Source organism: Streptomyces sp. NPDC050211 (assembly GCF_040656035.1).
Lineage (GTDB): Bacteria > Actinomycetota > Actinomycetes > Streptomycetales > Streptomycetaceae > Streptomyces.
In genome coordinates this window covers 106,670-130,911 of sequence record NZ_JBFALC010000019.1, presented here as the reverse complement: position 1 = coordinate 130,911, position 24,242 = coordinate 106,670, and the positions used below count along the sequence as shown (strand labels likewise).

21 protein-coding genes are annotated in these 24,242 nt (G+C 70.8%); 10 read left to right on the top strand and 11 right to left on the bottom strand.

Translation table 11 applies throughout. The features are described 5' to 3' along the window. Positions 1-102 precede the first annotated feature (102 nt). Positions 103-723 (bottom strand): PadR family transcriptional regulator, encoded by a 621-nt coding sequence (locus AB0I98_RS21035; RefSeq protein ID WP_362943889.1) that lies wholly within the window; start codon positions 721-723, stop codon positions 103-105. Between the two features lie 216 nt (positions 724-939). Here AB0I98_RS21035 and AB0I98_RS21030 point away from each other — a divergent pair, with 216 nt between their 5' ends. Further along, entirely contained in the window at positions 940-2,505 is a 1,566-nt protein-coding gene (locus tag AB0I98_RS21030) for an amino acid permease (protein ID WP_362943887.1), read from the top strand. Positions 2,506-2,533: 28 nt separating this feature from the next. On the opposite strand, the gene AB0I98_RS21025 is transcribed toward AB0I98_RS21030, so the two are convergent. After that, on the bottom strand, positions 2,534-2,764 hold the full coding sequence (locus tag AB0I98_RS21025; protein ID WP_362943885.1) for a hypothetical protein: 231 nt from the start codon (positions 2,762-2,764) through the stop codon (positions 2,534-2,536). Positions 2,765-2,859: 95 nt separating this feature from the next. Here AB0I98_RS21025 and AB0I98_RS21020 point away from each other — a divergent pair, with 95 nt between their 5' ends. Then, entirely contained in the window at positions 2,860-3,810 is a 951-nt protein-coding gene (locus tag AB0I98_RS21020; protein ID WP_362943884.1) for an RluA family pseudouridine synthase, read from the top strand. 90 nt (positions 3,811-3,900) lie between these two features. Here AB0I98_RS21020 and AB0I98_RS21015 read toward each other — a convergent pair whose 3' ends face one another. The 6 genes from AB0I98_RS21015 to AB0I98_RS20990 all read right to left on the bottom strand — a co-directional run bounded on the left by AB0I98_RS21015 (position 3,901) and on the right by AB0I98_RS20990 (position 9,414). Further along, the gene (locus AB0I98_RS21015) at positions 3,901-5,391 is read right to left on the bottom strand and encodes a cytochrome P450 (RefSeq protein ID WP_362943882.1); all 1,491 of its coding nucleotides are present in this window, start codon (positions 5,389-5,391) and stop codon (positions 3,901-3,903) included. A 53-nt stretch (positions 5,392-5,444) separates the two neighbouring features. Next, the gene (locus AB0I98_RS21010; RefSeq protein WP_362943880.1) at positions 5,445-6,065 is read right to left on the bottom strand and encodes an ATP/GTP-binding protein; all 621 of its coding nucleotides are present in this window, start codon (positions 6,063-6,065) and stop codon (positions 5,445-5,447) included. Then, a complete protein-coding gene (locus tag AB0I98_RS21005) occupies positions 6,046-6,462 on the bottom strand; it encodes a DUF742 domain-containing protein (RefSeq protein ID WP_362943878.1) in 417 nt (138 codons plus the stop codon). Before AB0I98_RS21005 ends, AB0I98_RS21010 begins: the two co-directional genes overlap by 20 nt. Then, positions 6,459-6,866 (bottom strand): roadblock/LC7 domain-containing protein, encoded by a 408-nt coding sequence (locus AB0I98_RS21000; protein WP_210574890.1) that lies wholly within the window; start codon positions 6,864-6,866, stop codon positions 6,459-6,461. The genes AB0I98_RS21005 and AB0I98_RS21000 overlap by 4 nt, the downstream gene beginning before the upstream one ends. Further along, positions 6,863-8,473 carry an ATP-binding protein gene (locus AB0I98_RS20995; protein ID WP_362943876.1) on the bottom strand — a complete coding sequence of 537 codons (1,611 nt, stop codon included), beginning with the start codon at positions 8,471-8,473 and terminating at the stop codon, positions 6,863-6,865. Before AB0I98_RS20995 ends, AB0I98_RS21000 begins: the two co-directional genes overlap by 4 nt. 314 nt (positions 8,474-8,787) lie before the next feature. Then, complete coding sequence (locus tag AB0I98_RS20990) at positions 8,788-9,414, bottom strand: helix-turn-helix domain-containing protein (protein ID WP_362943874.1); 627 nt, start codon at positions 9,412-9,414, stop codon at positions 8,788-8,790. A gap of 148 nt (positions 9,415-9,562) precedes the next feature. Between AB0I98_RS20990 and AB0I98_RS20985 the strand changes: the two genes are divergently transcribed. The 6 genes from AB0I98_RS20985 to AB0I98_RS20960 all read left to right on the top strand — a co-directional run bounded on the left by AB0I98_RS20985 (position 9,563) and on the right by AB0I98_RS20960 (position 19,283). Beyond that, positions 9,563-10,399: an urea amidolyase associated protein UAAP1 gene (locus AB0I98_RS20985; protein ID WP_362943872.1), complete on the top strand. Its 837-nt coding sequence runs from the start codon at positions 9,563-9,565 to the stop codon at positions 10,397-10,399. Continuing rightward, positions 10,396-10,992 (top strand): urea amidolyase associated protein UAAP2, encoded by a 597-nt coding sequence (locus AB0I98_RS20980; RefSeq protein ID WP_362943870.1) that lies wholly within the window; start codon positions 10,396-10,398, stop codon positions 10,990-10,992. The genes AB0I98_RS20985 and AB0I98_RS20980 overlap by 4 nt, the downstream gene beginning before the upstream one ends. Next, complete coding sequence (locus tag AB0I98_RS20975; protein ID WP_362943868.1) at positions 10,989-14,501, top strand: 5-oxoprolinase/urea amidolyase family protein; 3,513 nt, start codon at positions 10,989-10,991, stop codon at positions 14,499-14,501. The genes AB0I98_RS20980 and AB0I98_RS20975 overlap by 4 nt, the downstream gene beginning before the upstream one ends. Before the next feature lie 12 nt (positions 14,502-14,513). Further along, positions 14,514-16,175, top strand: a complete 1,662-nt coding sequence (gene atzF / locus AB0I98_RS20970; protein ID WP_362943866.1) for an allophanate hydrolase — start codon at positions 14,514-14,516, stop codon at positions 16,173-16,175. A gap of 159 nt (positions 16,176-16,334) precedes the next feature. Next, on the top strand, positions 16,335-18,536 hold the full coding sequence (locus AB0I98_RS20965; RefSeq protein ID WP_362943865.1) for an MMPL family transporter: 2,202 nt from the start codon (positions 16,335-16,337) through the stop codon (positions 18,534-18,536). Positions 18,537-18,674: 138 nt separating this feature from the next. Next, positions 18,675-19,283, top strand: a complete 609-nt coding sequence (locus AB0I98_RS20960) for a response regulator transcription factor (RefSeq protein WP_362943863.1) — start codon at positions 18,675-18,677, stop codon at positions 19,281-19,283. Between the two features lie 30 nt (positions 19,284-19,313). Here AB0I98_RS20960 and AB0I98_RS20955 read toward each other — a convergent pair whose 3' ends face one another. Further along, positions 19,314-20,453, bottom strand: coding sequence for a histidine kinase (locus tag AB0I98_RS20955; RefSeq protein ID WP_362943861.1), 1,140 nt, complete (start codon positions 20,451-20,453; stop codon positions 19,314-19,316). 267 nt (positions 20,454-20,720) lie between these two features. Here AB0I98_RS20955 and AB0I98_RS20950 point away from each other — a divergent pair, with 267 nt between their 5' ends. After that, positions 20,721-21,614: an AfsR/SARP family transcriptional regulator gene (locus AB0I98_RS20950; RefSeq protein ID WP_362943859.1), complete on the top strand. Its 894-nt coding sequence runs from the start codon at positions 20,721-20,723 to the stop codon at positions 21,612-21,614. Then, a complete protein-coding gene (locus AB0I98_RS20945) occupies positions 21,611-22,450 on the top strand; it encodes an alpha/beta fold hydrolase (RefSeq protein WP_362943857.1) in 840 nt (279 codons plus the stop codon). The genes AB0I98_RS20950 and AB0I98_RS20945 overlap by 4 nt, the downstream gene beginning before the upstream one ends. On the opposite strand, the gene AB0I98_RS20940 is transcribed toward AB0I98_RS20945, so the two are convergent. Both AB0I98_RS20940 and AB0I98_RS20935 read right to left on the bottom strand, forming a co-directional pair. Next, positions 22,359-22,973 (bottom strand): MFS transporter, encoded by a 615-nt coding sequence (locus AB0I98_RS20940; protein WP_362943855.1) that lies wholly within the window; start codon positions 22,971-22,973, stop codon positions 22,359-22,361. The genes AB0I98_RS20945 and AB0I98_RS20940 overlap by 92 nt on opposite strands. Then, positions 22,960-24,210 carry an FAD-dependent oxidoreductase gene (locus AB0I98_RS20935; RefSeq protein ID WP_362943853.1) on the bottom strand — a complete coding sequence of 417 codons (1,251 nt, stop codon included), beginning with the start codon at positions 24,208-24,210 and terminating at the stop codon, positions 22,960-22,962. Before AB0I98_RS20935 ends, AB0I98_RS20940 begins: the two co-directional genes overlap by 14 nt. Positions 24,211-24,242 lie beyond the last annotated feature (32 nt).

Below are 24,242 nucleotides of genomic sequence, written 5' to 3'. Positions count from 1 at the left end.
ACCTCGATGGCCCGGCTGCGCCCCACGGCGGAGTCGGTTCGGGGTTCGTGACCCTGGCGGGGCTGCTGCAACAGCCCGGCCGGGGTCCTTTTCGTTCCGTCCTTACGTCAACTCCGGTGGCCACTCCCCCGTTTCGTGGTAGTGCCGCCACTCTTCGACTCCGGGCAGCGAGCCCTTCCGGATCTCGTCGAGGAAGCCGCGGACCCACTCGGCCTGCGCCTCGACCATGTGCAGCTGGTACTCGACCTCGACGAGGAAGAGCCTCGGCAGCGTCTCGTAGAGCTTCTCGAGCGCGCCCCGGCCACTCGCCGCCTGCACCTCCAGCGAGCTCAGTCGCATCTCCAGCAGCCGCACCACCTCGTCGGGAGGCAGTGCCGCCATCAGCGAGAGCGCCGTCTCGAAGATCGGGTACTCCTTCGCCGGGATGGCGAGCAGGTCGGACAGCCACTCGGCCATCTCCTCGCGCCCGGCCTCGGTGAGTCCGTAGATCGTGCGCTCGGGGCGGTTGCCCTGGCGTTCCACACCGGTCACCTCGACGAAGCCGTGCTTCTCGAGGTTCTGCACGACCGTGTAGAGCGAACCGTAGTTGGTCTTCGTACTGGCGTCCTTGCCCTGGCTGCGCAGGGTCTGGGCGATCTCGTACGGATGCATCGGCTTCTGCCAGAGCGTCGTCATCACGGCGAGCGCCAACGGGTTGCTGAGCTTGCGGCGCTTCCTCGCCATGGTGACTACCTCGCTTCCGTATATCCGTGGCCGAACATATCGCGACTTAATGAGGACCGCAACACACGATGTATCGCGATTTTGCGCACAGGGCAAGGGCGTGAGTAAGTGGGCTCGTCGTGGACATGCCGACGTGACGCACCCGAAACAGGCACTCCCTAATTTCTGTCACCCGACAGGAACTCCGCCCCTTCCCCGCCGAAGGCAGGTGCCGCCGTGGCCTCCCCCTCAGGAACCCCCTCCGACGTACGTCCCGATCCCCCGGAGTCCTCCGACGACCGCGGCCTCGCCGCGTTCGGCTACCGCCAGGAGTTGCACCGCAGCCTCGGCGAGTACGCCTCGTTCGCGGCCGGGTTCTCCTTCATCTCCGTACTGACGACCGTCTTCCAGTTCTTCGCTTTCGGGTACGCGTTCGGCGGCCCCGTCTTCTTCTGGGCCTGGCCGGCGGTGCTGATCGGGCAGTTGCTGGTGGCCGCCTGCTTCGCGGAGCTGGCGGCGCGTTATCCGATCTCGGGCGCGATCTATCAGTGGTCGTCGCGTCTGTCGAACCTCACCTTCGGCTGGTTCGCCGGCTGGATCATGGTGATCGGGCAGATCGTGGTGGTCGCCGCGGCGGCGCTCGCCCTGCAGGTGGTCCTGCCCGCCATCTGGTCCGGCTTCCAGCTGATCGGCGACGATCCGGCACCCACCTCGGCGAGCGGCGCGGCCAACGCGGCCCTCTTCGGTGTGCTCCTGCTGGCCCTGACGACCTTCGTGAACGTCCTTGACAACCGAGTGCTGTCGCTGGTCAACCGCGTCGGCGTCACCGCCGAGATCATCGGCGCCGTCCTCATCATCGTCCTGCTGTTCACCCACTCCGAGCGCTCCCCCGGCATCACCTTCGAGACCGGGACAGCGGCCGAGTCGGGTCTGGTGGGGGCGCTGTTGGTGGGCTCGTTCACGGCGGCGTACGTGATGATCGGGTTCGACAGCGCGGGCGAGATGAGCGAGGAGACGCGCCAGCCCCGGCGCACCGCGCCCCGCACCATCCTCACCGCGCTCGCCTCGGCCGGCCTGCTCGGCGGCCTGATCATTCTCGGCGGTCTGCTGGCGGCGCCCAGCCTCACCGACGGCCGACTCGGGGTCGAGGGCTTGAGCTACGTCCTCACCAGCAGCCTCGGCGACGGCGTCGGGCGGGCCCTGCTCGTCGACGTGGTGGTGGCGATCACCGTCGCGACCCTGGCCATCCAGACGTCGGCCAGCCGGATGCTGTTCTCCATGGCCCGCGACGGCCAGCTGCCCTTCGCCGGTCGCCTCGCGAAGGTCAACCCACGCACCGGCATGCCCGTAGCGCCCGCCCTGGTGGTCGGCGTCCTCGCGGCCGCCCTGCTGCTGCTCAACTTCGGCTCCCCGGAGGCGTTCCTGGCCATCGGCACCACCTGCATCGTGATGCTCTACCTCGCCTACGCCATGGTCACCGGCCCCCTGCTCTTCCGCCGCCTGCGCGGCGACTTCCCGGCCGGCGGCACCGACGAGCAGGGCCGCCCCCTGTTCTCCCTCGGCCGCTGGGGCATCCCTATCAACGCCCTCGCCCTCGTCTACGGCCTGTTCATGACCGTCAACCTGGCCTGGCCACGGGCCGCGGTGTACGACCCGGCGGGCGGGCACTGGTACTTCCAGTGGTTCACGGTGCTGTTCCTGCTGGTCACGCTGGGGGCTGGAGCCCTGTACCGGCTGACGCGTGGACAACGCGTGCGCTCTGCTGGAGAAGTTGCGCCGGAAACGACATCACCGACTCGATAGCGGCGGTCGTCGTGTGTTGTGGGGCATCTCAATGCCGGAAGGGGTGGAGATAGGGCCGGTGCCAGCCCTTGGTCTGGGCCAGGATTTCGGTCCAGCGGTCTTCCAGGTCACGGGCGCTGTCCGGCGCGAGCTGCGGCTCCCCCAGCTTGGCCACGTCCTTCTGGATTCTGTTCATCAGCTCCTTGGCGACGTTGCGGGCATCCCTCTCACCGAGGGCGACGGGGAGTCCGAGGCGGTGGGCGATGGCGCGGAGGGTCATGCTGATCACTTCTTCACGGGTCTTACGTCCAGTGTGGACCCGAGCCCGGATCTACAAGGGCCGGACGGTGATCGGGGTCTCGTACGCTTGACCGGGTGAGACGTAAGGCGCGGATCCCGGACTCTCCGTTGCCGCAGCGCGACGGGGTGGATGCGGTGCGGGTGCGGCTGCCTCTTGAGGGGGCGTGGGGCACGGTGCGGGAGCATCTGGTGGAGCGGCTGTCGGGGGCGGGGGCCGGGGTCGTCGACGGGATGTTCGGCGACGGGCTGTTCGTGGGGGCGGACGGGCGGGCCGTGGCGCCGGACGCGCCCTATGTGCCGGGGATGTTCGTGTGGTTCCACCGGGAGCTGCCGGACGAGGTACCGGTGCCGTTCCCGCTGGAGGTCGTGTACCGGGACGAGCACATCGTGATCGTCGACAAGCCGCACTTCCTGGCCACCACGCCGCGCGGCAGCCATGTCGCCGAGACCGCACTCGCCCGGCTGCGGCGGGAGCTGGGCATCGAGACGCTCGGTGCCGCACACCGGCTCGACCGGCTCACCGCGGGGCTCGTCCTGTTCACCGTGCGGCCCGGGGAACGCGGGGCGTATCAGACGCTGTTCCGCGACAGGCGGGTGCACAAGGAGTACGAGGCCGTGGCGCCGTACGATGCGGGGCTCGCCCTCCCCCGGACCGTACGCAGCCGGATCCTCAAGGAGCGTGGGGTGCCGGCCGCGCGGGAGGTCGAGGGCGAGGTGAACGCCGTCAGCCGTGTCGAGCTGCTCGATCGGCGTGCGGACGGGCTGGGGCGGTACCGGCTCATGCCCAGCACCGGGCAGACGCATCAGCTTCGCGTCCACATGAGCGCGCTCGGGGTGCCGATCCTGGGCGATCCGCTCTACCCGGAGGTGGCCGACCCCGTGCCGGCCGGTGACTTTCGGCGTCCGCTTCAACTTCTCGCGCGGGCACTGGAGTTCACCGATCCGGTCACGGGGGTCGAGCATGCGTTTCGCAGTGGGCGGGTGCTGGAGGCGTGGGCGTCGTACGAGACGTGGCGCTCCGCCTGAGGCAGGGGGCAGTGCAACGCGCCCCTTAGGGGCGCGGGGAACTGCGCGACCAGCCCCCACCGGCCCGCAGTGAGCGAACCGCGGATCCGATCAGTTGCCGCGCCACCACCGCAAGAAGCGGCGCCAGGCGCTCGGGCGATGGGGCGGTTCGGTGGGTGCTGGTGTCGGAGGAACGGTCGGCTGGGGTTCGATGGGGGCCGGGGGGACCGTCGGAGGCGTCGGCTGGGGTGGGAGCATGCCGATCTGCCACGTGTCTCGCTGTTGCGGGATGGGGGCGTGGCTCGGCTTCTGCATCACGTCCTGTTGGGGCTTGGGTGCGAAGCGGACGGGGAGTTCCACGAGGTGGCGGGAGGCGACCGACTCCGTCCACTGCAACTCGTCCTCCTCGCAGTCGAGTTGGACGTCCGGCAGCCGCATCAGCAGCGCGTCGACGCCGACGTCGGCGATGGCGCGGCCGAGGTCCTGGCCGGGGCACTCGTGCGGGCCGCCGCCGAAGGCGAGGTGCGAGCGGTTGCCCTGCATGTTGGCGGACAGGTCGGGGCGTACGCGCGGGTCGACGTTGCCCGGGGCGGGGGCGAAGAGCAGCCCGTCGCCCTTGCGGATGCGTTTGCCGCCCAACTCCGTGTCGTGCTTGGCGAAGTAGCCGAGGACGGTGCTGAACGGCGGCTCGTCCCACAGGGACTGCTCGACCGCCTCCGGCACGGTCATCTGGCCGCCGTTCAGCTGGGCGAGGAAGCGCGGGTCGGTGATGACCATGCGCAGCGCGTTGGACAACAGGTTGACGGTGGCCTCGTAGGCGGCGAAGAGCACGAGCCGCAGGTGTTCGCGGACCTCGTCGTCGGTCAGCCGGGCCGGGTGGGTGATGAGGTGGCTGGCGAAGTCCTCCTGCGGCTGGGCACGGCGGGCGATGGTGAGCCGGCTCAGCGCGTCCATGACGTAGGCGTGGCTGGCGATCGCGGTCTCGGTGCCCTTGAGCGCGTCCCGGGCGGCCTGCACCATCGTGTCGTCGTACTCCTCGGCCATGCCGAGGACTTCGCACATCACGGCCATCGGCAGGTGCTCGGAGAACTGGCTGACCAGGTCGGCCTTGCCCTTCTCGCAGAACTCGTTGACGAGGCGCTGGGTGTAGCGGTTGATCTGCCGGCGGATGCCGCGGTGGTCGATGGTCGACATGGCGCCGGTGACCGCGCTGCGCAGCCGCTGGTGCTCCTCGCCCTCGGCGTGGGCGCAGATGGGCTGCCAGGCGATGTGCGGCATCAGCGGGTGGTCGGGCTTGACCATGCCCTCCACGAGCGGGGTCCAGATGCGGCTGTCTCGGCAGAACTGCGAGGGCGTGCGCACCATGTGCAGGTTCTCGGTGTGACCGAGGACGATCCACATCGGTACATCGTCGTGGAGCAGCACGGGTGCCACCGTGCCGTGCTCGTCGCGCAGTTGCTCGTAGAGATCACTCAGGTCCGCCGCCTCGGGACCGTAGAGCCGGTGGAGTCCCCCGGGGCCGGTGCCGTGGGCGGGGCAGCCCGGGGGCGGGCCGGTGATCGGGTCGTGCGTACCGGTCCGGGAGTGGGGTTCAGGCGTCACAGGGGTCGCTCCGAAAAGGGTTCCGATGTGTTGGGGAGTGGCGCATACGGCGGTCAGGTGAGCGCGCCCGTCATCGCGAGCGAGTGCAGGAAGCGCATCAGGGTCATGAGGGTGTCCCGGCTGGAGGCCCGGCGGCGTGCGTCGCACTCCACGATGGGGATCTCCTCGGGCAGGTCGAGCGCGGCGCGCAGGTCCGCCATGGCGTAACGGGGGGCGTCCGGGAAGGAGTTGACGGCGACGACGAAGGGCACGCCGCGCTCCTCGAGACGCCCTATGACGTCGAAGCTGACCTCGAGCCGGCGGGTGTCGATGAGCACGACGGCGCCCAGCGCGCCTTCGAACAGGCCGTTCCAGAGAAACCAGAAGCGTTCCTGGCCGGGGGTGCCGAAGAGGTACAGCACCAGCTGGTCGGTGATGCTGATGCGGCCGAAGTCCATGGCCACGGTGGTGGCCGTCTTGGTGTCGGAGCCGTAGTTGTCGTCGACTCCGATACCGGCCTGCGTCATGGTCTCCTCGGTGGTCAGCGGTCGGATCTCGCTGACGGAACCGACCATGGTCGTCTTGCCGACGCCGAAGCCGCCGACGATCACGATCTTCACCGCGGCCTGGGCCGTGTGCGGCAGGTGGTCCTCGGTACGTGGGCCCGGGATCGTGTCAGAGCTTTTGAAGTCCATGCATCACCGCTTCGAGGAGGTTCCGGTCGGCGATCGACTGCCGCGCGATCGGGGCGCGCGCCTGTACCAGGTCGGCCGCCAGCATCTCGGTGAGCAGCACCGTCATCACGCTGTACGGCAGGCTGAGGTAGGCCGAGAGCTCGGCCACGGACAGCGGGGCGGTACACAGCCGGAGCAGCGCCGTCTGCTCGGGCGTGGCGGAGAGCGGCGGGTCGGCGCACGCCACGATTAACGTGACCAGGTCGAGGTCGGCGCGGGCACCGTCCTCGCCGGAGATCACATACAGCCGCTCGATCTTCTTAGGGCCTTTGCCCTCGCCGTCCTTGGGGATCGGGGGCAGGGGTGGGGGTGGTGCTGCCGCTTTGGGGAATCGCCGCCGGCGTTGGGGAGGAGTCATACGGTCTGCCCGTTGCGCCTGGGCGGACTGGTGAGATGGGCGCCGATGCGGATGACCAGGTCGCTCATGCGGTTGCTCATCAGCCCGGGCTCGGCGAACGTGTCGGACAGCACCGCGAGATAGGCGTTGGGGCCGGCGGCCATCAGATAGAAGTAGCCGCCGTTGATCTCGATGAGGACCATCTTCATCTTGCCGTCGCTGTCCGGGATCTCCTGGGCGACCGCGCTCGCCAGGCTCTGCAGGCCCGCGCAGGCCGCGGCGACACGGTCGGCCGCGTCCGGGTCGCCGCCGTGGCGGGCGATGCGCAGACCGTCGGCGGAGAGGACCACGATCATCTCGATGCCCGGTACTCCGTCGGCGAGATCCTTGAGCATCCAGTCGAAGTTGGCGCGCGATTGGATCACTTGAGGTCCCCCTCGTCGTCGGCCGGGGCATGGGCCGGCTCGTTGGTCGGCTGGGTGGGTGCGGTGGGGTCCTGGTCGCGCTTGAGGCCGTTCCAGAACGCCTCCACCCACTGCCCGGGTGCGGGCTCTTCCTTCTCCTCCGGTTCGGGCTCGGGCTCCCGGGACCAGACGGTGGGCCGGCCGGCTTCCCGGGCGGCGGCCTCGGCGCGCTCGAAGGCGGCCTGCTGGGCGAGGCGCTCGCTGAGCGGGATCTGGACCCGGCGGCGGCGCTGCGGCAGGCCCTGGGCGGTCCACTCGGTGACCACGGGGACGTCGTCCTCCATGGAGACCGACGCGGGGATCTTGGGGCTGGTGGGACGGCGCCGCTTCTCCTTGCGCTTGGGCCCTTCGATCGCGCCGAGTTCGGGCTTGGGAGCGCCGGCCGCGCCGATGCCGTGGGCGTAGGCGGTGGCGATCTCGTCGGTGATCATCTCGCGCGGGACGATCATGACGGCGCGGACACCGCCGTATGCCGAGGTCCGCAGCGAGACCTGCATGTCGTACCGCGAGCAGAGCCGGCCGACGACGGCGAAGCCGAGGCGTGGGCTATCGCTGAGGTCCTGGAGGTCGCTGGCGGTCTTGGCGCGTTCCAGCATGCCCTCGACCCGGGCGCGGGACTCCTCGCTGAGGCTGACGCCGGCGTCCTCGATCTCGATGGCGACGCCGGTCTGCACCTCGACGGCGTTGACGTGCACCTTGGTCTGGGGCGGCGAGTAGCGGGTGGCGTTGTCGAGGAGTTCGGCCGCGGCGTGGATGACCGGCTCGATGGAGATGCCGCGGATGTTGACCTTGGCGATGGAGTCCAGCGAGATGCGCCGGTACTCCAGGATGCGGGACATGGCACCGCGCAGCACGCTGTACAGCGGCACGGGCTCGGGCCACTGGCGGCCGGGGCGGCCACCGCCGAGGACGGAGATGGAGTCGGCGAGCCGGCCGATCAGTGCGGTGCCGTGGTCGATGCGCAGCAGGTCGTCGAAGACCTCGGGGTTGCGGCCGTGGTCCTCCTCCATCTCCCGCAGTTCCTTGTTCTGCTGGTGGACGATGGCCTGGACGCGGCGGGCGATGTCGACGAAGGAGCGCTGGGCGGAGTCGCGCAGGGATTCCTCGTAGTCGACGACTTCGAGCATCGACTTGATCAACAGCCGCTGCGATTCGGGGAGTTCGCGGTAGGACGGGTCGATCTTGCCGAGGTCGCGCATCACCTCGAAGACGGCGTTGCCGCACCGCAGCCGGTAGATGGCGGCGGGCACGATCTCCTTCGCGAGGCGGCGCACCTCGTCGTCGTGGGAGGCGATGCGCTGTTCCAGATACGCACTGTGACGGGCGTGCTCCGCGCGCACGTCCCGCAGGATGCGGCCGCGGCGTACCGCTTCGGCTGCCGTTCCGATCACCAGCAGGGTGGCGACGGCGCCGGACAGGCCGATGGCAAGCCGGGCCGGTCCGGTCACCAGGGCGACGGCGGCTCCGGTCGCCGCGGCCATCGCTATGGCGGGCAGCAACAGCAGGCGGGTGTACGGCAGTTCACGTCGACGAGGTGGAGAGGCGGGAGGAGTGTGAACGCTCACCATGTAGGCCCTCTGAAACGAATCGGCGGGGTGTCGGGGGAGCTTGCAGGGGGTACGTCTTGGAGTTGTCGGGATCTTCTGTATGTTTGGGAACAAGCGCACGAATATGTGCCAACTCGGTGCGCTGCGGGCGAGCTTAGTCCGACCGGATCATCGCTGAGTCATATTCAGCAAGCACCTGAAATGGGGCGTGGGGCAGGAGTAATCTCGACCCCATTTACACGCTCAGAGATCTTTCGCACACGCTGCGTCACGGCGTACGGCCGTACGAAGAACACTCACCGTGACGGGTGAAGATCGGCTTCCGCGGGCGGCGCTCAGATCCCGGCGATCCGCAGCGCCGCGTCCGCCGTGGCCTCGGCGAACACCGAGACAGGACGTTCGGGTTCGGAGCGGTGGACCAGGATGACGCCCTCGATCAGACCGAACAGCAGATCCGTCCGCAATTCGAGCTCGCTCTTGGCGAGTTGGCCGCCGACGGCCGTGGCGGCGAGCAACTGCCGGTAGGCGTCCTTCAGATGCGCACGCACGGCATGGAAACCGGCGAACCGCTCGGCACGCACCTCCGGCAGCAGATACAGGCCGCCGAGATTGTGCGGGCCGCCGCACAGCAGCTCCACGTCGGCGCGGCACAGCTCCCAGAGCCGGTCCTCGGCCGGGGTGGTGTCGTCGGCGAGCAGTTCCCGCGCGTAGGCCAGCGACGGGGTGACCGTGGACTCCAGGAGCGCGGCGAGCAGCTCTTCCTTGCCGGAGACGTAGTGGTACATGGACGCCTGCCGCATGCCCGCGCGCTCGGCTACGGCCCGGGTCGTGGTGGCCGCGTAGCCGCGCGTGGTGAACAACTCGGCGGCGGCGGCGAGGAGTTCGTCACGCGGCTCGAGCCCGCTGTCGGGCCGCCGCTCGGCCCGCGGTCTGCCGACGCGTCGTCCCCTGCTCGTGCCCATCCGTCGATCCTCGCATATTGACGCAGGTCGCGATCTCTGTGAGGAATCGGTAACCGGGCGGAAGCACCCGGGCAATGCCGGGGACGCGCCCCGTGCCTAATTTCTGTCGGGCGACAGAAATCAAAGACACCGGAGCCGGAGGTCCGCGATGACACCAGGAAAGGCAACAGCGACCACGTACGGAGCCCGTGCGCACGCACGCGCCCAGGAGGGCACGCGCACCGAGGCCATGCCTGTCATCCCGGCCAGTGACTGGCCCGAGCCGCCCCAGGAGGCGGGCCGGCTGGTGTGGGCGGAGACGGTGGCGGGCGGCAACTACACCCACCGGGTACTGGCCCGCGGCACCGAGCTGCGGCTGACCGATCTGCGCGGCGACGCCTGCGCGCATCTGCTGCTGTACGTCGCCGACCGGCCGTGGGAGCGGCTGAACGTCGCCGACACGGTCAAGGTCCAGTGGAACGCCTACCTCGGCGAGGGCCTGCTGCTCCTCTCCGACCAGGGCCGCGTCCTCGCCTCGCTGATCGCCGACACCTCCGGGCGGCACGACGCGCTCTGCGGCACCTCCACCCTCGTACGCAACACCGAGCGGTACGGCGCCGGCGCCCCGCAGTCCGGCTCACCGGCCGGACGTGAGCTGTTCAAGCTGGCCGCCGCGAAGCACGGCCTCGAACCGCGCGACCTGCCGCCGTCGCTGTCGTTCTTCCAGGGCGTGGAGGTGCGTGAGGACGGCGCCCTGGACTTCACCGGCTCGGCCGGTCCGGGCGGGAGTGTGACGCTGCGCACCGAGCAGGACGTCACGGTGCTGATCGCCAACGTGCCCCACCCGGTCGACCCACGGGACGACTACGTCAGCACCCCGCTGGAGGTCCTCGCCTGGCGCGCGGAGCCGACCAAGCCCGGCGACCCGCTGTGGGACGCCTCCCCCGAGGGCCGCCGTGCCTTCCTCAACACCGCCGAATTCCTTGCCGCGAGGGGGCTCGCATGAAGACCGTCGTTCCCGCACGCGCCGCCTGGTCGTCGGTCGTCCGTTCCGGCGAGACACTCACCATCACCGACCTGCACGGCAACCAGGCCGTCGACTTCCTGGTGTACGACGCCCAGGACACGTCGATCCGCTACAGCGCGCCCGACACGATCCACGCGCAGGGCACCATCTTCCTCACCACGGGCAGTGTGCTGATGTCCAACGAGCACACCCCGCTGATGACCGTGGTCGCCGACGACGTCGGCCGGCACGACACGGTCGGCGGCGCCTGCTCCAAGGAGTCGAACACCCTCCGGTACGGCCACCACACCTGGTCGCAGCACGCGTGCGTGGACAACTTCCTGGCGGAGGGCTCGAAGTACGGGCTGGGCAAGCGGGATCTGGTCTCCAACATCAACTGGTACATGAACGTGCCAGTCGAGAAGGACGGCACCCTCGGCATCGTCGACGGCATCTCGGCGCCCGGCCTCTCCCTCACCCTCCGCGCCGAACGCGATGTGCTGGTCCTCGTCTCCAACTGCCCGCAGATCAACAACCCTTGCAACGGCTTCGATCCGACGGCGGTGGAGATGACGATCGGGGAGAGCGCGTGAGCTTCGAGACGCTGCTGGTCGCCAACCGCGGCGAGATCGCCGTACGGATCATCCGCACCGCCCGCGAACTGGGTCTGCGCACCATCGCCGTGTACTCCGACCCGGACCGCTCGGCGCCACACGTCCGGCTCGCCGACCAGGCGGTACGGCTGGGTCCCGCGCCCGCGAAGGAGTCGTACCTCGATGCGGACCTGGTGCTGAACGCCGCCAAGGACACCGGCGCGGGCGCGATCCATCCCGGGTACGGCTTCCTGTCCGAGGACGCGGCCTTCGCGCGGCGCTGCGAGGACGCCGGGATCGTGTTCGTGGGCCCGACGCCGGAGCAGCTGGAGCTGTTCGGCGCGAAGCACACGGCACGGGCGGCGGCGCGGGCCGCGGGGGTGCCGCTGGCGCCGGGCACGGGACTGCTGGGCTCGGTCGAGGAGGCCCTGGACGCGGCCAGGGCGGTCGGCTATCCGGTCATGCTCAAGGCGACCGGCGGGGGCGGCGGAATCGGCATGTCGGCCTGTCGATCCGCCGATGAACTGACCGAGGCCTGGGAACGAGTGCAGCGCGTCGCCGCCGCATCCTTCTCTTCGGCCGGTGTCTTCCTCGAACGCCTCGTCGAGAACGCCCGCCATGTCGAAGTGCAGGTCTTCGGCGACGGCACGGGGAAGGTCGTCACCTTCGGCGACCGGGACTGCTCGCTCCAACGGCGCAACCAGAAGGTGCTGGAGGAGGCCCCGGCGCCCGGGCTGCCGGACCAGATACGCACCCAACTCGCCACATCGGCCCGCGACTTGTGCGCCTCGGTCGGCTACCGCTCCGCCGGAACCGTCGAGTTCGTCTACGACGCCGCCCGCGAGGAGGCCTGGTTCCTGGAGGTCAACACGCGCCTCCAGGTCGAGCACCCGGTCACCGAGGAGATCTACGGCGTCGACCTGGTCGCCTGGATGCTGCGGCTGGCCCGCGGCGAGACGGACGTCGTACGCGACCCGGGTCCGCCGCACGGTCACGCCGTCGAGGCACGCCTGTACGCGGAGGATCCGAGCCGTGAACACCGGCCCGGCGCGGGCCTGTTGACGCGGGTCGAGTTCCCGCCGGGCGTCCGGGTGGACGGCTGGGTGGAGACGGGTACGGAGGTGACGACGTCGTACGACCCGCTGCTCGCGAAGGTCGTCGCGTACGGACCGGACCGGAAGCACGCGCTGCTGCGGCTCGACGCGGCGCTGGCCGGCACGCGGATCGACGGCATCGAGACCAACCTCGGGCTGGTGCGGGCGGCGCTCGCGGACCCGGAGTTCGGTGCGGCCCTGCACTCGACGGCCACCCTCACGCGGGTGAGCGATCCGACCCCGCGCATCGAGGTCGTCTCCGGCGGGCTGCTCACCACGGTGCAGGACTGGCCGGGCCGCACCGGCTACTGGCAGGTCGGCGTGCCGCCGAGCGGCCCGATGGACGACCGGTCGTTCCGGCTGGGCAACCGGGCGCTGGGCAATCCCGAAGGCACGCCCGGGCTCGAATGCACCCTCCAGGGACCGGCGTTGAGGTTCACGCAGCCGACGACCGTGTGCGTGACGGGTGCTCCCGCGCCGGTGACCGTCGACGGTGCGCCGGTCGCGCAGTGGGAGCCGGTGACGGTGCCCGCGGGGGCCGTACTGGAGGTCGGGGCGCCGACGGAGCACGGGCTGCGGACGTATGTGCTGTTCGCGGGCGGACTGGACGTGCCCGGGTTCCTGGGCAGCGCGAGCACCTTCACGCTGGGCCGGTTCGGCGGGCACGGGGGGCGGGAGCTGCGGACGGGCGATGTGCTGCACGGGGGGACGGTCGCGGACGGCACGCCCGTACCGCTCGACGACCGTCCCGCCTTCGGCACCGTATGGCACGTCGGCGCAGTCGAAGGCCCCCATGCGGCACCGGAGTTCTTCACCGAGCAGGACATCCGGGACTTCTACGCGGCCGACTGGAAAGTGCACTTCAACTCGGCGCGGACGGGTGTGCGGCTGGTCGGTCCGAAGCCGCGCTGGGCCCGCACGGACGGCGGCGAGGCGGGCCTGCATCCGTCCAACATCCATGACACGCCGTACTCCGTCGGCTCCGTCGACTACACGGGCGACATGCCGGTGCTGCTGGGCCCGGACGGGCCTTCGCTCGGCGGGTTCGTGTGCCCGGCCGTGGTGCTGAGCGCGGAGCGGTGGAAGCTGGGGCAGCTGCGGCCGGGCGATACGGTGCGGTTCGTGCCGGTGGATGTGGACGGGGTGGGGCGGGCGGAGATCGTGGACGGTGGGGTGCTGGCGCGCGACTGCGATGTGACATACCACAGGAGCGGCGACGACAGCCTGCTCGTCGAGTTCGGGCCGATGCAACTGGACCTCGCCCTCCGCATGCGCGTCCACGCGCTGATGGAAGCGATCGCCGAGGAGTCCCTCGACGGGATCACGGATCTCACACCGGGCATCCGCTCCCTCCAGATCCGGACGGACCCGCGACGCCTCCCCCAGCACGAACTCCTGGCCGCCGTAAGGGAAACGGTCTCCTCGCTCCCGCCCTCCGACGAACTCGTCGTCCCCTCCCGCACCGTCCACCTCCCCCTCTCCTGGGACGACCCGGCGACCCGCGAGGCCATCGCCCGCTATATGGCGGGCGTGCGCGACGACGCGCCCTGGTGCCCGTGGAACATCGAGTTCATCCGCCGCGTCAACGGACTCGACTCGGTGACGGACGTCTACCGCACCGTGTTCGACGCGGAGTACCTCGTCCTAGGCCTCGGAGACGTCTATCTGGGCGCACCCGTGGCAACCCCGCTCGACCCACGGCACCGGCTGGTGACGACGAAATACAACCCGGCACGCACCTGGACGGCCGAGAACTCGGTCGGCATCGGCGGCGCGTATCTGTGCATCTACGGCATGGAGGGCCCGGGCGGCTATCAGTTCGTGGGCCGTACGACCCAGGTGTGGTCGCCATGGCAGCAGCGCGGTGCGTTCGAGCCGGGGTCGCCGTGGCTGCTGCGGTTCTTCGACCGGATCAAGTGGTATCCGGTGGGTGCCGAGGAGCTGCTGGAACTGCGCGCCGACATCAAGTCCGGGCGCTTTGTGCCGCGCATCGAGGAGGGCATCTTCTCCGTCGCCGAGTATCAGGCCTTCCTCGCCGAGAACGCCGAGTCCATCGCCGAGTTCCGGGCCCGGCAGGGTGCCGCGTTCGCGGCGGAGCGGGACGCGTGGGAGGCGGCGGGCGAGTTCACCCGGGCGGAGAGCCTGGTGGCGCCCGCGGCACCGGCGGCCGAGGTGCGGGTACCGGCGGGCGGCCGTCTCATAGAGGCCGAATTCGCCGCGTCCGTATGGCAGTTGAACGTCGGGCAGGGAGACGAGGTGACCGCCGGGCAGCCGCTGCTCGCGCTGGAGGCGATGAAGATGGAGTCCAGGGTGCACGCGCCGGCCGACGGCGTGGTGACCGAGATCCTGGTCGGGCCCGGCGACCAGGTGGAGGCGGGGACGGCCCTGGTCGTCCTCGCGCCCGCAGCAAACTGAGGAGCACAAGCAATGTCGACCGCCGTGTCCCGTGTCCGCGCCGCCTACGCCCGTATCGAGGCCGTGGACCGCCCCGAGATCTGGATCGACCTGCGGCCACGGGAGGAGGTCGAGGCGGAGGCCGCCGCGCTCGACGAACGGGTGGCGGCCGGTGAGCGGCTCCCTCTCGCGGGGCGGCTGTTCGCCGCCAAGGGCAACATCGACGTGGCCGGGCTGCCGACCACGGCGGGCTGTCCGTCGTACGCCTACCGGCCGGAGGCGGACGCTCCGGTGGTCGCCCGACTGCGCGCGGCCGGTGCGCTGGTCCTGGGCACCACGAACCTGGACCAGTTCGCGACGGGCCTGGTGGGCACCCGTTCCCCCTACGGCCCCGTGCGCAACGCGTACGACCCGGCGCGGATCAGTGGCGGTTCCAGTTCCGGCTCGGCGGTCGCCGTGGCGCTGGGCCTGGTCGACTTCGCGCTCGGCACGGACACCGCGGGCTCGGGCCGGGTGCCGGCCGCCTTCAACGGCATCGTCGGCCTCAAGCCCACCCGGGGCCTGGTCCCGACGGAGGGGGTCGTCCCGGCCTGTGCCTCGCTCGACTGCGTGACGGTGCTCGCGCGGACGCTCCCGGAGGCCGAGCAGGCGATGTCGTACATGACCACGCTGCCCCAGCAGCTCCCCCAACGCCCGCCGGGCCCCTGGCGGATCGCGGTCGCCTCGCCGCGGCAGCTAGGCGAGTTGGATGCGGGCTGGGCGGAGGCGTACGAGGCGGCGGTACGGCAGGTCATCGAGGCGGGTGCGGAGGTGCGGACGATCGACCTCACCCCGTTCACGGATGCCGCCGCGATGCTCTACGAGGGTGCCTTCGTGGCCGAGCGCTACACCGCCGTGGGGAGTTTTATCGACAAGTTGCTCTCCGAAGGCGGCGCCGGTCTCGACCCCACCGTCACCGGCATCATCACCCGCGCCCGCGACATCCCGGCCCACCAGCTCTACGCCGACCAGGAACGGCTCGCCGCCCTGCGCGCCCACGCCGACGCCGAACTCGCCGACGCGGACGCCCTGTTGCTGCCCACCACACCCGGCCACCCCACCCTCGCCGAAGTCGCCGCCGATCCCCTGGGCGCCAACGCCCGCCTGGGCCGCTTCACCAACTCCACCAACCTGTTCGACCTGGCGGCGGTGGCCGTCCCGGCGGGCGAGGTGAACGGCCTCCCCTTCGGCGTGATGGTGATCGGCCCGGCCTTCACCGACGAGCGGCTGACGCGGATCGCCGCGCTGCTGCAGCCCGAGACCCGACTCGCGGTCGTAGGCGCCCATCTGTCGGGCCAGCCCCTCAACCCGCAACTCCTCGCCCTGGGCGCCCGTTTGGACCGTACGACCACCACCGCCCCCGTCTACCGCCTGCACGCACTCGCCACCACCCCACCCAAGCCGGGCCTGGTCCACGTCGGCGAAGGCGGCGCCGCCATCGAGGCCGAGGTATGGCGCCTCCCGGCCGAAGGCCTGGGCCGCCTGCTGGCCTCACTCCCCCGCCCCATGGCACTCGGCACCGTCGAACTGACCGACGGCAGCCACGTCCCCGGCTTCCTGTGCGAGCCAGGCGCCCTCGAAGGCGCGGCCGACATCACGTCGCACGGCGGCTGGCGCGCGTACCTCAACACGTCCGGCGCTACAGCGCCCCGCTAGGGGTGCGGGGAACCGCGCGACCAGCCACAACGAACCGGCAGACAAGCTACAACCCAAGTCGGCCCCCTCGAAGCGCCCGACGCAGCCACCGCTTTAGCCGCAGTCACGACCATCAGAGGCCGCAGCACCCATCCCGGGGATTCAGGGAGGACGCCTCCGATGACCAGCTCGCCCCCGCCCACCCCACCGGACAGCAGTCGTTCGACCCGTGCGCTCACCGCCCCACGCCTCACCCTGCTGCTCGTGCTGCTGCTCACCGCGGCGGCCGTGCTGCTCGGCAAGGGGGTCGCGGACCGGCTCGGCAGCGGTGGCTCACAGATCCCGGGCTCCGAATCGACGTACGCCACGGCGCAGTTGGAGAAGCGCTTTCCCGCGTCCCAGCCGAATCTGCTGCTGCTAGTCAGCGCGGAGAACGGCGTCGACGACCCGAAGGTGACCGCCGAAGCCCGCTCCCTCGCCCGGGATTTGGCGCAGGAACCAGGCGTCGGCGGCGTCGTCTCGTACTGGGACGGCAAAAACGGCAAAGACACGGCGCTGCGCGCGAAGGACGGCGGCGAGGCGCTGATCACCGCGCATCTGAGTGGCGACGAGGATGCCGTCGACGACACCCTCAAGGCGCTGGAGCCGCGTTTCAGCGGTGAACACGGTGTGGTGGACGTGGAGTTGGGCGGTCCGGCCGCCGTGCGGCACGCCTCGCAGGAGGTGATCGCCGAGGATCTCGTCCGGGCCGAGATGATCGCGCTGCCGCTCACCCTCGTCCTGCTGGTGATCGTGTTCGGCAGCGCGGTCGCGGCGCTGCTGCCGCTGCTGGTGGGGATCGTGGCGATCCTCGGCACGAACGCGGTGCTGCGGATCGTCACCGAGTTCACCGATGTCTCGGTGTACGCGCAGAACCTGACGACGGCGCTGGGGCTCGGGCTCGCCATCGACTACGCCCTGCTCATCGTGCGCCGCCATCGCGAGGAACTGGCGGCTGGGCTGGAGCCCCGGGCGGCGGCGATCGCGACACTGCGGACGGCCGGCCGGACCGTGCTGTTCTCCGCGCTGACCGTCGCCGCGTGTCTGGCCTCGATGTTCGTGTTCCAGCAGTACTTCCTGAAGTCGTTCGCGTACGCCGGGATCGCCGTCGTACTGATCGCGGCGGCGGCCTCGTTGATCGCGCTGCCTGCCGTGCTGGTGCTGCTCGGCCACCGGGTGAACGCGCTGCGGGTGCCGCTCGCCCGGAAGAGGTCGGGAGAGCCCGGTGCGGCCTGGGGGCGGCTCGCGCGGCTCGTCATGCGCCGGGCCCCGTACTTCCTCGTCGGTACGGTGGCCGTCCTCGTGGCCCTCGGGCTGCCGTTCAAGGACGTCCACTTCGGCACGGCGGACGACCGGCAGCTGCCCGAGTCCGCCGGTCCGCGGGTCGTGCAGCAGCAGCTGAGGGAGGAGTTCCCGGCGAGCCCAGGCAGCGCGCTCAGTGTGCTCATCGAGGGTTCCACGGACCGGGCGGCGGTCGCCGAGTACAGCCGTGAGGTGTCCGCGCTGCCGCATGTCGTCCAAGTGACCCGTCCCGCCGGGCAGTTCGTGAAGGGTGCGCTGGCCGGGGCGGCCGAGCAGCCGGGGTATCTCACCGTGCTGCACTCGGGTGAGGCCACCTCGCGTTCCAGCCTCGACCTGGTCGACGAGATCCGCGATGTCCCGGCGCCCTTCGACACCTCGGTGACGGGTCCCGCCGCCGTCCTCGCCGACACCCAGGACGGCACCGCCGAACGCCTCCCCTGGGCGCTGGGCATCATCGTCGCCGCCACCCTGATCCTGGTCTTCCTGTTCACCGGCAGTGTGCTGCTGCCGGTCCTCGCGATCCTGCTCAACGCCCTGAGCCTGACCGCCATGTTCGGCGCGATGGTGTGGGTGTTCCAGCAGGGCCATCTGTCGGGGCCACTCGGATTCACGCCCACGGGTGATATCGAAACCGCACTCCCCGTGCTGATGTTCTGTGTGGCGTTCGGACTCTCCATGGACTACGGGGTGTTCCTGATCTCCCGGATCAAGGAGGAGTACGAGACCGGTGGCGACCACCGGGCCGCGATCGCGGACGGCATCCGGCGCACCGGCGGGCTGATCACGGCGGCGGCGCTGATCCTGGCCGTGGTGATGGTCGCGATCGGCACCTCACGGGTCACGAACATCAAGATGCTCGGCCTGGGGGTGGGGCTCGCGGTGCTGATGGACGCCATGGTGGTGCGCAGCCTGCTGGTGCCCGCCGTGCTGCGGCTGACCGGCCGGGCGACCTGGTGGGCGCCGGGCGCACTGCGGAAGCTGCACCGGCGCGCGGGAATGACTGAAAACCCCGCAGACACACGCGAGTTGGTGACTCAGTAGCACCAACACGACATCCGTGGCTGAGCGTTACCATACGTCTACCCTCCGCACAAATCCCTCACAAAATGGCCATAGGGCGGGGATACACTCCGGGCCACATATGGCGGACCTGCTGTCCGCGTCTGCCTGGGGGGTGGATTGATTCGGATCCTGCTGGCCGAGGACGTCTCCATGGTGCGCGGTGCCCTCGTGGCGCTGCTCAATCTGGAGCCCGACCTGGAGGTGGTCGCGGAGGTCGAATCGGGGGACGAGGTGCTCGACGCCGCGCTCGTCTCCCGGCCCGACGTCGCGGTCATCGACCTCGACCTGCCCGGCACCGACGGCATCACAGCGGCGGCGCAGCTGCACGAGCGGCTGCCCGGCTGCCGTACCGTCATCCTCACCAGCCTCGGCAAGCCCGGCACTCTGCGCCGGGCCCTGGCGGAGCGGGTGACCGGATTCGTGCTGAAGGACTCGCCCGCCTCCTATCTCGCCGAAGTGGTCCGCAAGGCCGCCGAGGGTGAGCGGGTCGTCGACCCGGAGCTGGCGCTGTCCGCCTTCTCCGACGGCGAGTCGCCGCTCACCGAGCGCGAGACGGAGATCCTGCGCTGGGCGGCGCGGGGCGCCGACGCGACGGACATCGCCGAGGCGCTGCACCTGTCCGCGGGCACCGTCCGGAACTACCTGACCTCCGTCGTCGCCAAGCTCAACGCGCGCAACCGGCTGGACGCGGTGCGGATCGCACAGGAGTCGGGCTGGCTGCTGTAACCACCCGAGCTGTAGCCACCCGAGCCGTAGTCACCCCAGATGCGCCGGCGCCTCCGCGGTCACCCGGTACCACCCCCGCTCATCGGTGTCCACGGTGAGCCGCCCGCCGATCGCTGCGAGCCGCTCGGCGAGGTTGGCGAGACCTCCCGAGCCACCGCCGTCCAGACAAGGAAAGGGACCCGAATGCACCGCCCCCACCCCGTCGTTGGTGATGACCAGCCGCACGAACCCCTCGTCCGAGCGCCGGGTCTCGATCCTGCACTCGGTGGCCTTGCTGTGCCGGACGATGTTGGTGACGCCCTCCCGCAGCACCGTCGCCAGCACCGTCCCGACGGGCCCCTGACTCTCGCAGCGCAGGTCCACGCCGGTGCGGATGTCGGCGGCGGTGAGCAGTGAACGCGCCGACTCCGCCTCCAGGGTGAGCGACAGATCGCGGTAGCCGCGGGCGACGGTGCGGACGTCGGACAGCGCCTGGCGGGCCACCATCAGCAGTCCGTCCAGCTCCTCCCGGGACCGCTCGGGGTGCTGCCGTACCAGCCGCTGGGCAAGGTCTCCCTTGAGGGTGATCGCGGAGAGGCTGTAGCCGAGCAGGTCGTGCAGGTCGCGGGCGTAGCGGCGGCGCTCCTGCTCGACCGCGCGCCAGGCCAGCATCTCCCGCTCCTCACGGGCGGTCAGCATCAGCCGGCTCAGACGGGCGGTGCCGTACACCACGAGGGCGACCACGGCGGTGGACCAGCCCGCGTACAGCCAGCTCGCGGGTCCGGCGCCCTCGCCGATGGCGGCGGCGCACACCCCGGCGACGGCGAGCGCGGCGAGCACGCGGCCCGTGCGCGCCGCCACCGTGAGCAGCAGTGAGCCGGTGAAGTATCCGGCCATGCCGGGCCACACCGGTCCCGGCGCGACGACGGGCAGGAAGGCGAGGACACCCTGCACGGTGAGCGTCAGCCCCAGCCGGTGCCCGTGGATCCGGCGCCGCACAGGCAGGTTGAGCAGCAGAAACAGGACATACGTCCCGATGAGCGCGGCCACTGAGAGCGCGGCGGCGGCCGGGCCCGGGTCATCGGCGGCGATGGCGCACAGGCCCAGAGGCAGGAACACGACAGGAACGATCAGGACGGCGCGCGTGGCGTGCTCCGGCGCGGTCGGTGTGGCGGTCGAGCGCGCGGGCATGCCAAGCGCCCCTTCGGCCAGTGCGGGCATCGGACTCCCCCCAGAGTCTCCCCAACTCAGGTCCAGACGGGCGGATGGTAGGCGAGGCGAAGCCCCGGCCGACAGTGCGCATCCGAAACCCCGGCGTAATGCGCCATATCACCCATGTGGGTGCGTGACGGATTCACATCGCCTTCGTGCCGAGGTCACTGGTGCCCGGCGCACACCTGCTGCCACCGTCGAAAGGGCATTCCAAGCGGGGTGCGGTACCACTGGGGGGCAACGTTGATGGACATCGCCTTACTCGGACCACTCGGCGCCCGGATCGGGCAGGCGTCGGTCGTCCCGAGTGCCGCAAAACCACGCAAGGTCCTGGCGCTGCTAGGCCTCCACTGCGGGCGCCCGGTGAGCGTCTCGACACTGGTGGACGAGCTGTGGGAGGACCGGCCACCTCGTTCGGCCGAGGCCACGCTCCACACATACGTGAAACAGCTCCGCCGGCTAATCGCCCACGCCCTCGAGCTGAACGCGCCCCAAAGGGGCGCGGGGAACTGCGCGACCAGCCACAACGGCGCCGCAGACAACCGACGACAGAATGCGGCCCTTCCCGGGCGCCTGGGTCCTCGGGACGTACTACGCCGCGTTCCCGGCGGCTACCTCCTCGACGCCCCCACCGAGTCCACCGACGCCACCCGCTTCGAACGCCTCGCCGCAGCGGGCCGGCGTGCGATCGAGGAAGGTGTGGACGACGAGGGGTGCGCCCTGCTGATGCAGGCGCTCAGGCTCTGGCGAGGGCCCGTACTCGCCGATGTGGAGCCGGGGTTCATACTGCGGGCAGAGACGCTGCGCCTGGAGGAGCTGCGGATGGCGGCCCTGGAGGAGCGCTTCGACGCGGAGCTGAGGCTCGGCCGGCACCGGGTCGTGCTCGGTGAACTCGCCTCGCTCGCCTCCCGGTTCCCGCTGCACGAGGCCCTGCACGCCCAGCTGATCCTCGCCCTGCACCGCAGTGGCCGCTCCTGGCAGGCCCTGGAGACGTTCCGTTCGCTGCGCCGCACGCTCGCCGACGAGCTGGGGCTCGAACCGTCGTCCCGACTACGGGAGTTGCACGAGGCGGTGCTGCGCGGTGATCCGGCGCTGGACAGCGAGGGAACCTGGGTACCGCGCCCCTTGGCGGCCCGGTGACGGAATACCTGTCGCGTCCACCCCGTCCCGGCGCCGCCGGCCGGCTGCTCTGCTTCCCGTACGCGGGCGCCGGCGCCTCCGCCTACGCCCGCTGGGAGCGGGACCTGGCACGGCGGGGTGCCGCGGTGGACGTCCTGCCGGTACGGCTGCCCGGCCGCGAGGGCCGGATCGCCGAATCCCGCCACACCGAACTCGCCCCTCTCATCGCCGAGTTGGACGCCGAGCTCAGCCCCGTGCTGGACGCGGACGGACCGCCGGTGCTGCTGTACGGGCACAGCATGGGCGCGCTGCTCGCGTACGAGGTCGTACGGCGTCGTCAGTCGCGCGGCGCCCGGCTGCCGAGTGCCGCGCTGCTCGCCGCGTACCGTGCCCCGCACCTGCCCCCGCCGCGCATCGGCGGCCCGTCCGCGTCCGACGAGGAGCTGACCCGGGAGCTGGCCGCGCTGGGCGGGCTGCCGCCGGTGCTGCTCGGGCATCCGGAGTGGCTGCTGGCGCTGCTGCCGGTGGTGCGGGACGACCTGCGGCTGTGCGCCGACGCGGAGCGGACGGCGGAACCGGTGGACGTCCCGCTGCATCTGTTCGCCGGGGAGACGGACGCGTTGGTGCCGCGTGGGGAGGTCCGAGAGTGGCGGCTGTGCGCGGCCCACGGCTGGGAGCTGTGGACGGTGCCGGGCGGTCATTTCTTCCTCCGCACGCACGAGCCCGCGCTCCTCGACGTGGTGGCGGCGGTGGTACGCCGGTACGTCACGCCGCCGCGTCCCGCACCGGCTGAGCCACCGCATCCCGTACGGCGGCCGGAGCCCGACCCCGCCGCCTCCGCACCCGAAGGACCCTGATCGCTGTGACCCCACCGGCCGCGGCCAGCGGCACGTCGGCCCAGAACGTCCAACGCCAGTGGGACGCGGGCACGTAGGCCCCGGCGACCAGCCCCGCCGTGACCCCGGCGAGCAGCACGGTGCCCCACACCACCAGCAGCCGGTTCGTGTGCACCGGCACCACGAGCAGCGCGGCGGCGGTCAGCGCGGCCGCCCCCGCACCCTGCGCCGCCCGCAACGCGAGGAAGGCCCCGGCATCCGGCACGAGCGTGCAGGCGACAGAGGCCTGCGCGAACATCCACAGCCCGATGAGCAGCATGACGAGCGGCCCGGTTCGCCGGCCGAGACGCCGGGCGGGCAGCACGAGCGCACCGAGCCCGACGACGTAGGCGATGACGGCCCAGGGCAGCCAGGTCGCCGACAGCCCGTTCGCCGCCCCCAGCTCACGCCCGAGCATCGCGACGACGGCACCGGCACCGGCGATGACGAACTGATGCAGGGCGACGGCGGTGAGAAGCGAACGAGGTGCGTCAACCATGGACATCTTGCTGCACCTTGGCCACCCGCTCCCCCGGCTTCTGCAGCTGGAAATACGCGCCCGCGAGGACCTTGTGGGTGAGGCGTTCGCTGTGGTCGACGGCTCGGTAGAGGGTGCGGCGCCAGGCGCCGCCGAGTCGGCCGCCGAGGGAGAAGAGGCGTTCCTGGCGCAGTTGGAGGGCGCGGGAGCGGGCGACGGAGGCCTCGCGGGCGCGCTGGAAGCGGTCGGTCGCGTCGGTGAGCCCGGCCGGGCCCTCGGGGAGCGCGTCCTCCAGGAGCGGCGCCAGCGTCACCGCGTCGATGATGGCGTGGTTGACGCCCTGGCCGAGGATCGGTGTGAGGGTGTGCGCCGCGTCGCCGATGAGGACGAGGCCGGGGGCCGACCAACGCGGCACCACGGTGGTGAAGATGTCCAGCATGGATGTGTCCGACCAGCCGCGGATGTGTTTGCGAACCGTGTCCGACAGTTCGGGTGCGAGCAGATCGAGCCGCTGGTGCAGCAGGGGCAGCCCGTGCTTACGGATCTCCTTCAGGCCACCCTTGGGAATGTTGAACCCGACGCGCACGCTGTCGGGCCGGGTCGGGATGAACAGCCCGTGCTGATCGCCCCGGATGCGCACCCGGTACGTACGGTCGTCCCAACTGTCGTACGGAAACGGCAGCTTGAGCCAGACGACGTCCCGGTCGAGCGGCATCACCCGCGCGTCCAGCCCCGACATCTCCCGCACCTTGCTGAACCGTCCGTCCGCACCGACGGTGAGCGTGGCCTGGACGGTCGTCGCACCGTCGGGCGTGCGGGCCCGTACGCCGGTGACCTTGCCCCCGTCCCGGAGGAGCTCCGTGACGGTCGCCCCCTGGATCAGCGTGAACGAGGGGTGTTCGGCGCCGGCTTCGGCGAGCGTCGACAGCAGGGTGTGCTGGGGAAGCTCGACCGGGAAGGGGTGCGGGTAGCGGAAGCGGTCGAAGTCGGCGTGGAGCACGGTGTGCCCGGAGTCCTCGATCTCGAACCGGTGCATCTGGACGTACGCGCCGTCGAGCCGGTCGAGGATGCCCAGCTCGTCCAGGAGCCACACCGAGTCGGGTGACACCGACTCCCCGCGGAACGAGCGGTTGAAGTGCTTCGACGCCTCCAGCACGACGACGTCGACCCCGCGCCGGGCGAGTTCCACGGCAAGGGTCAGCCCGGCGGGCCCGCCCCCCACCACACAGACCTGGGTACGCAGTTCACGCCCTGTATCGTCCATCGTGCCGCCTTCCCTGGGCTGTTCAGTCGACC

Bases quoted from the DNA above. Each gene is read 5' to 3' on its own strand.
- AB0I98_RS21010 (WP_362943880.1), bottom strand. From the start codon at position 6,065: ATGGACTTCAAAAGCTCTGACACGATCCCGGGCCCACGTACCGAGGAC.
- AB0I98_RS20935 (WP_362943853.1), bottom strand. From the start codon at position 24,210: ATGGACGATACAGGGCGTGAACTGCGTACCCAGGTCTGTGTGGTGGGG.
- AB0I98_RS20965 (WP_362943865.1), top strand. From the start codon at position 16,335: ATGACCAGCTCGCCCCCGCCCACCCCACCGGACAGCAGTCGTTCGACC.
- AB0I98_RS21005 (WP_362943878.1), bottom strand. From the start codon at position 6,462: ATGACTCCTCCCCAACGCCGGCGGCGATTCCCCAAAGCGGCAGCACCA.
- AB0I98_RS21035 (WP_362943889.1), bottom strand. From the start codon at position 723: ATGGCGAGGAAGCGCCGCAAGCTCAGCAACCCGTTGGCGCTCGCCGTG.
- AB0I98_RS20940 (WP_362943855.1), bottom strand. From the start codon at position 22,973: ATGTCCATGGTTGACGCACCTCGTTCGCTTCTCACCGCCGTCGCCCTG.
- AB0I98_RS20985 (WP_362943872.1), top strand. From the start codon at position 9,563: ATGACACCAGGAAAGGCAACAGCGACCACGTACGGAGCCCGTGCGCAC.
- AB0I98_RS20995 (WP_362943876.1), bottom strand. From the start codon at position 8,473: ATGGTGAGCGTTCACACTCCTCCCGCCTCTCCACCTCGTCGACGTGAA.
- AB0I98_RS20980 (WP_362943870.1), top strand. From the start codon at position 10,396: ATGAAGACCGTCGTTCCCGCACGCGCCGCCTGGTCGTCGGTCGTCCGT.
- atzF (WP_362943866.1), top strand. From the start codon at position 14,514: ATGTCGACCGCCGTGTCCCGTGTCCGCGCCGCCTACGCCCGTATCGAG.
- AB0I98_RS21025 (WP_362943885.1), bottom strand. From the start codon at position 2,764: ATGACCCTCCGCGCCATCGCCCACCGCCTCGGACTCCCCGTCGCCCTC.
- AB0I98_RS20990 (WP_362943874.1), bottom strand. From the start codon at position 9,414: ATGGGCACGAGCAGGGGACGACGCGTCGGCAGACCGCGGGCCGAGCGG.
- AB0I98_RS20955 (WP_362943861.1), bottom strand. From the start codon at position 20,453: ATGCCCGCGCGCTCGACCGCCACACCGACCGCGCCGGAGCACGCCACG.
- AB0I98_RS20950 (WP_362943859.1), top strand. From the start codon at position 20,721: ATGGACATCGCCTTACTCGGACCACTCGGCGCCCGGATCGGGCAGGCG.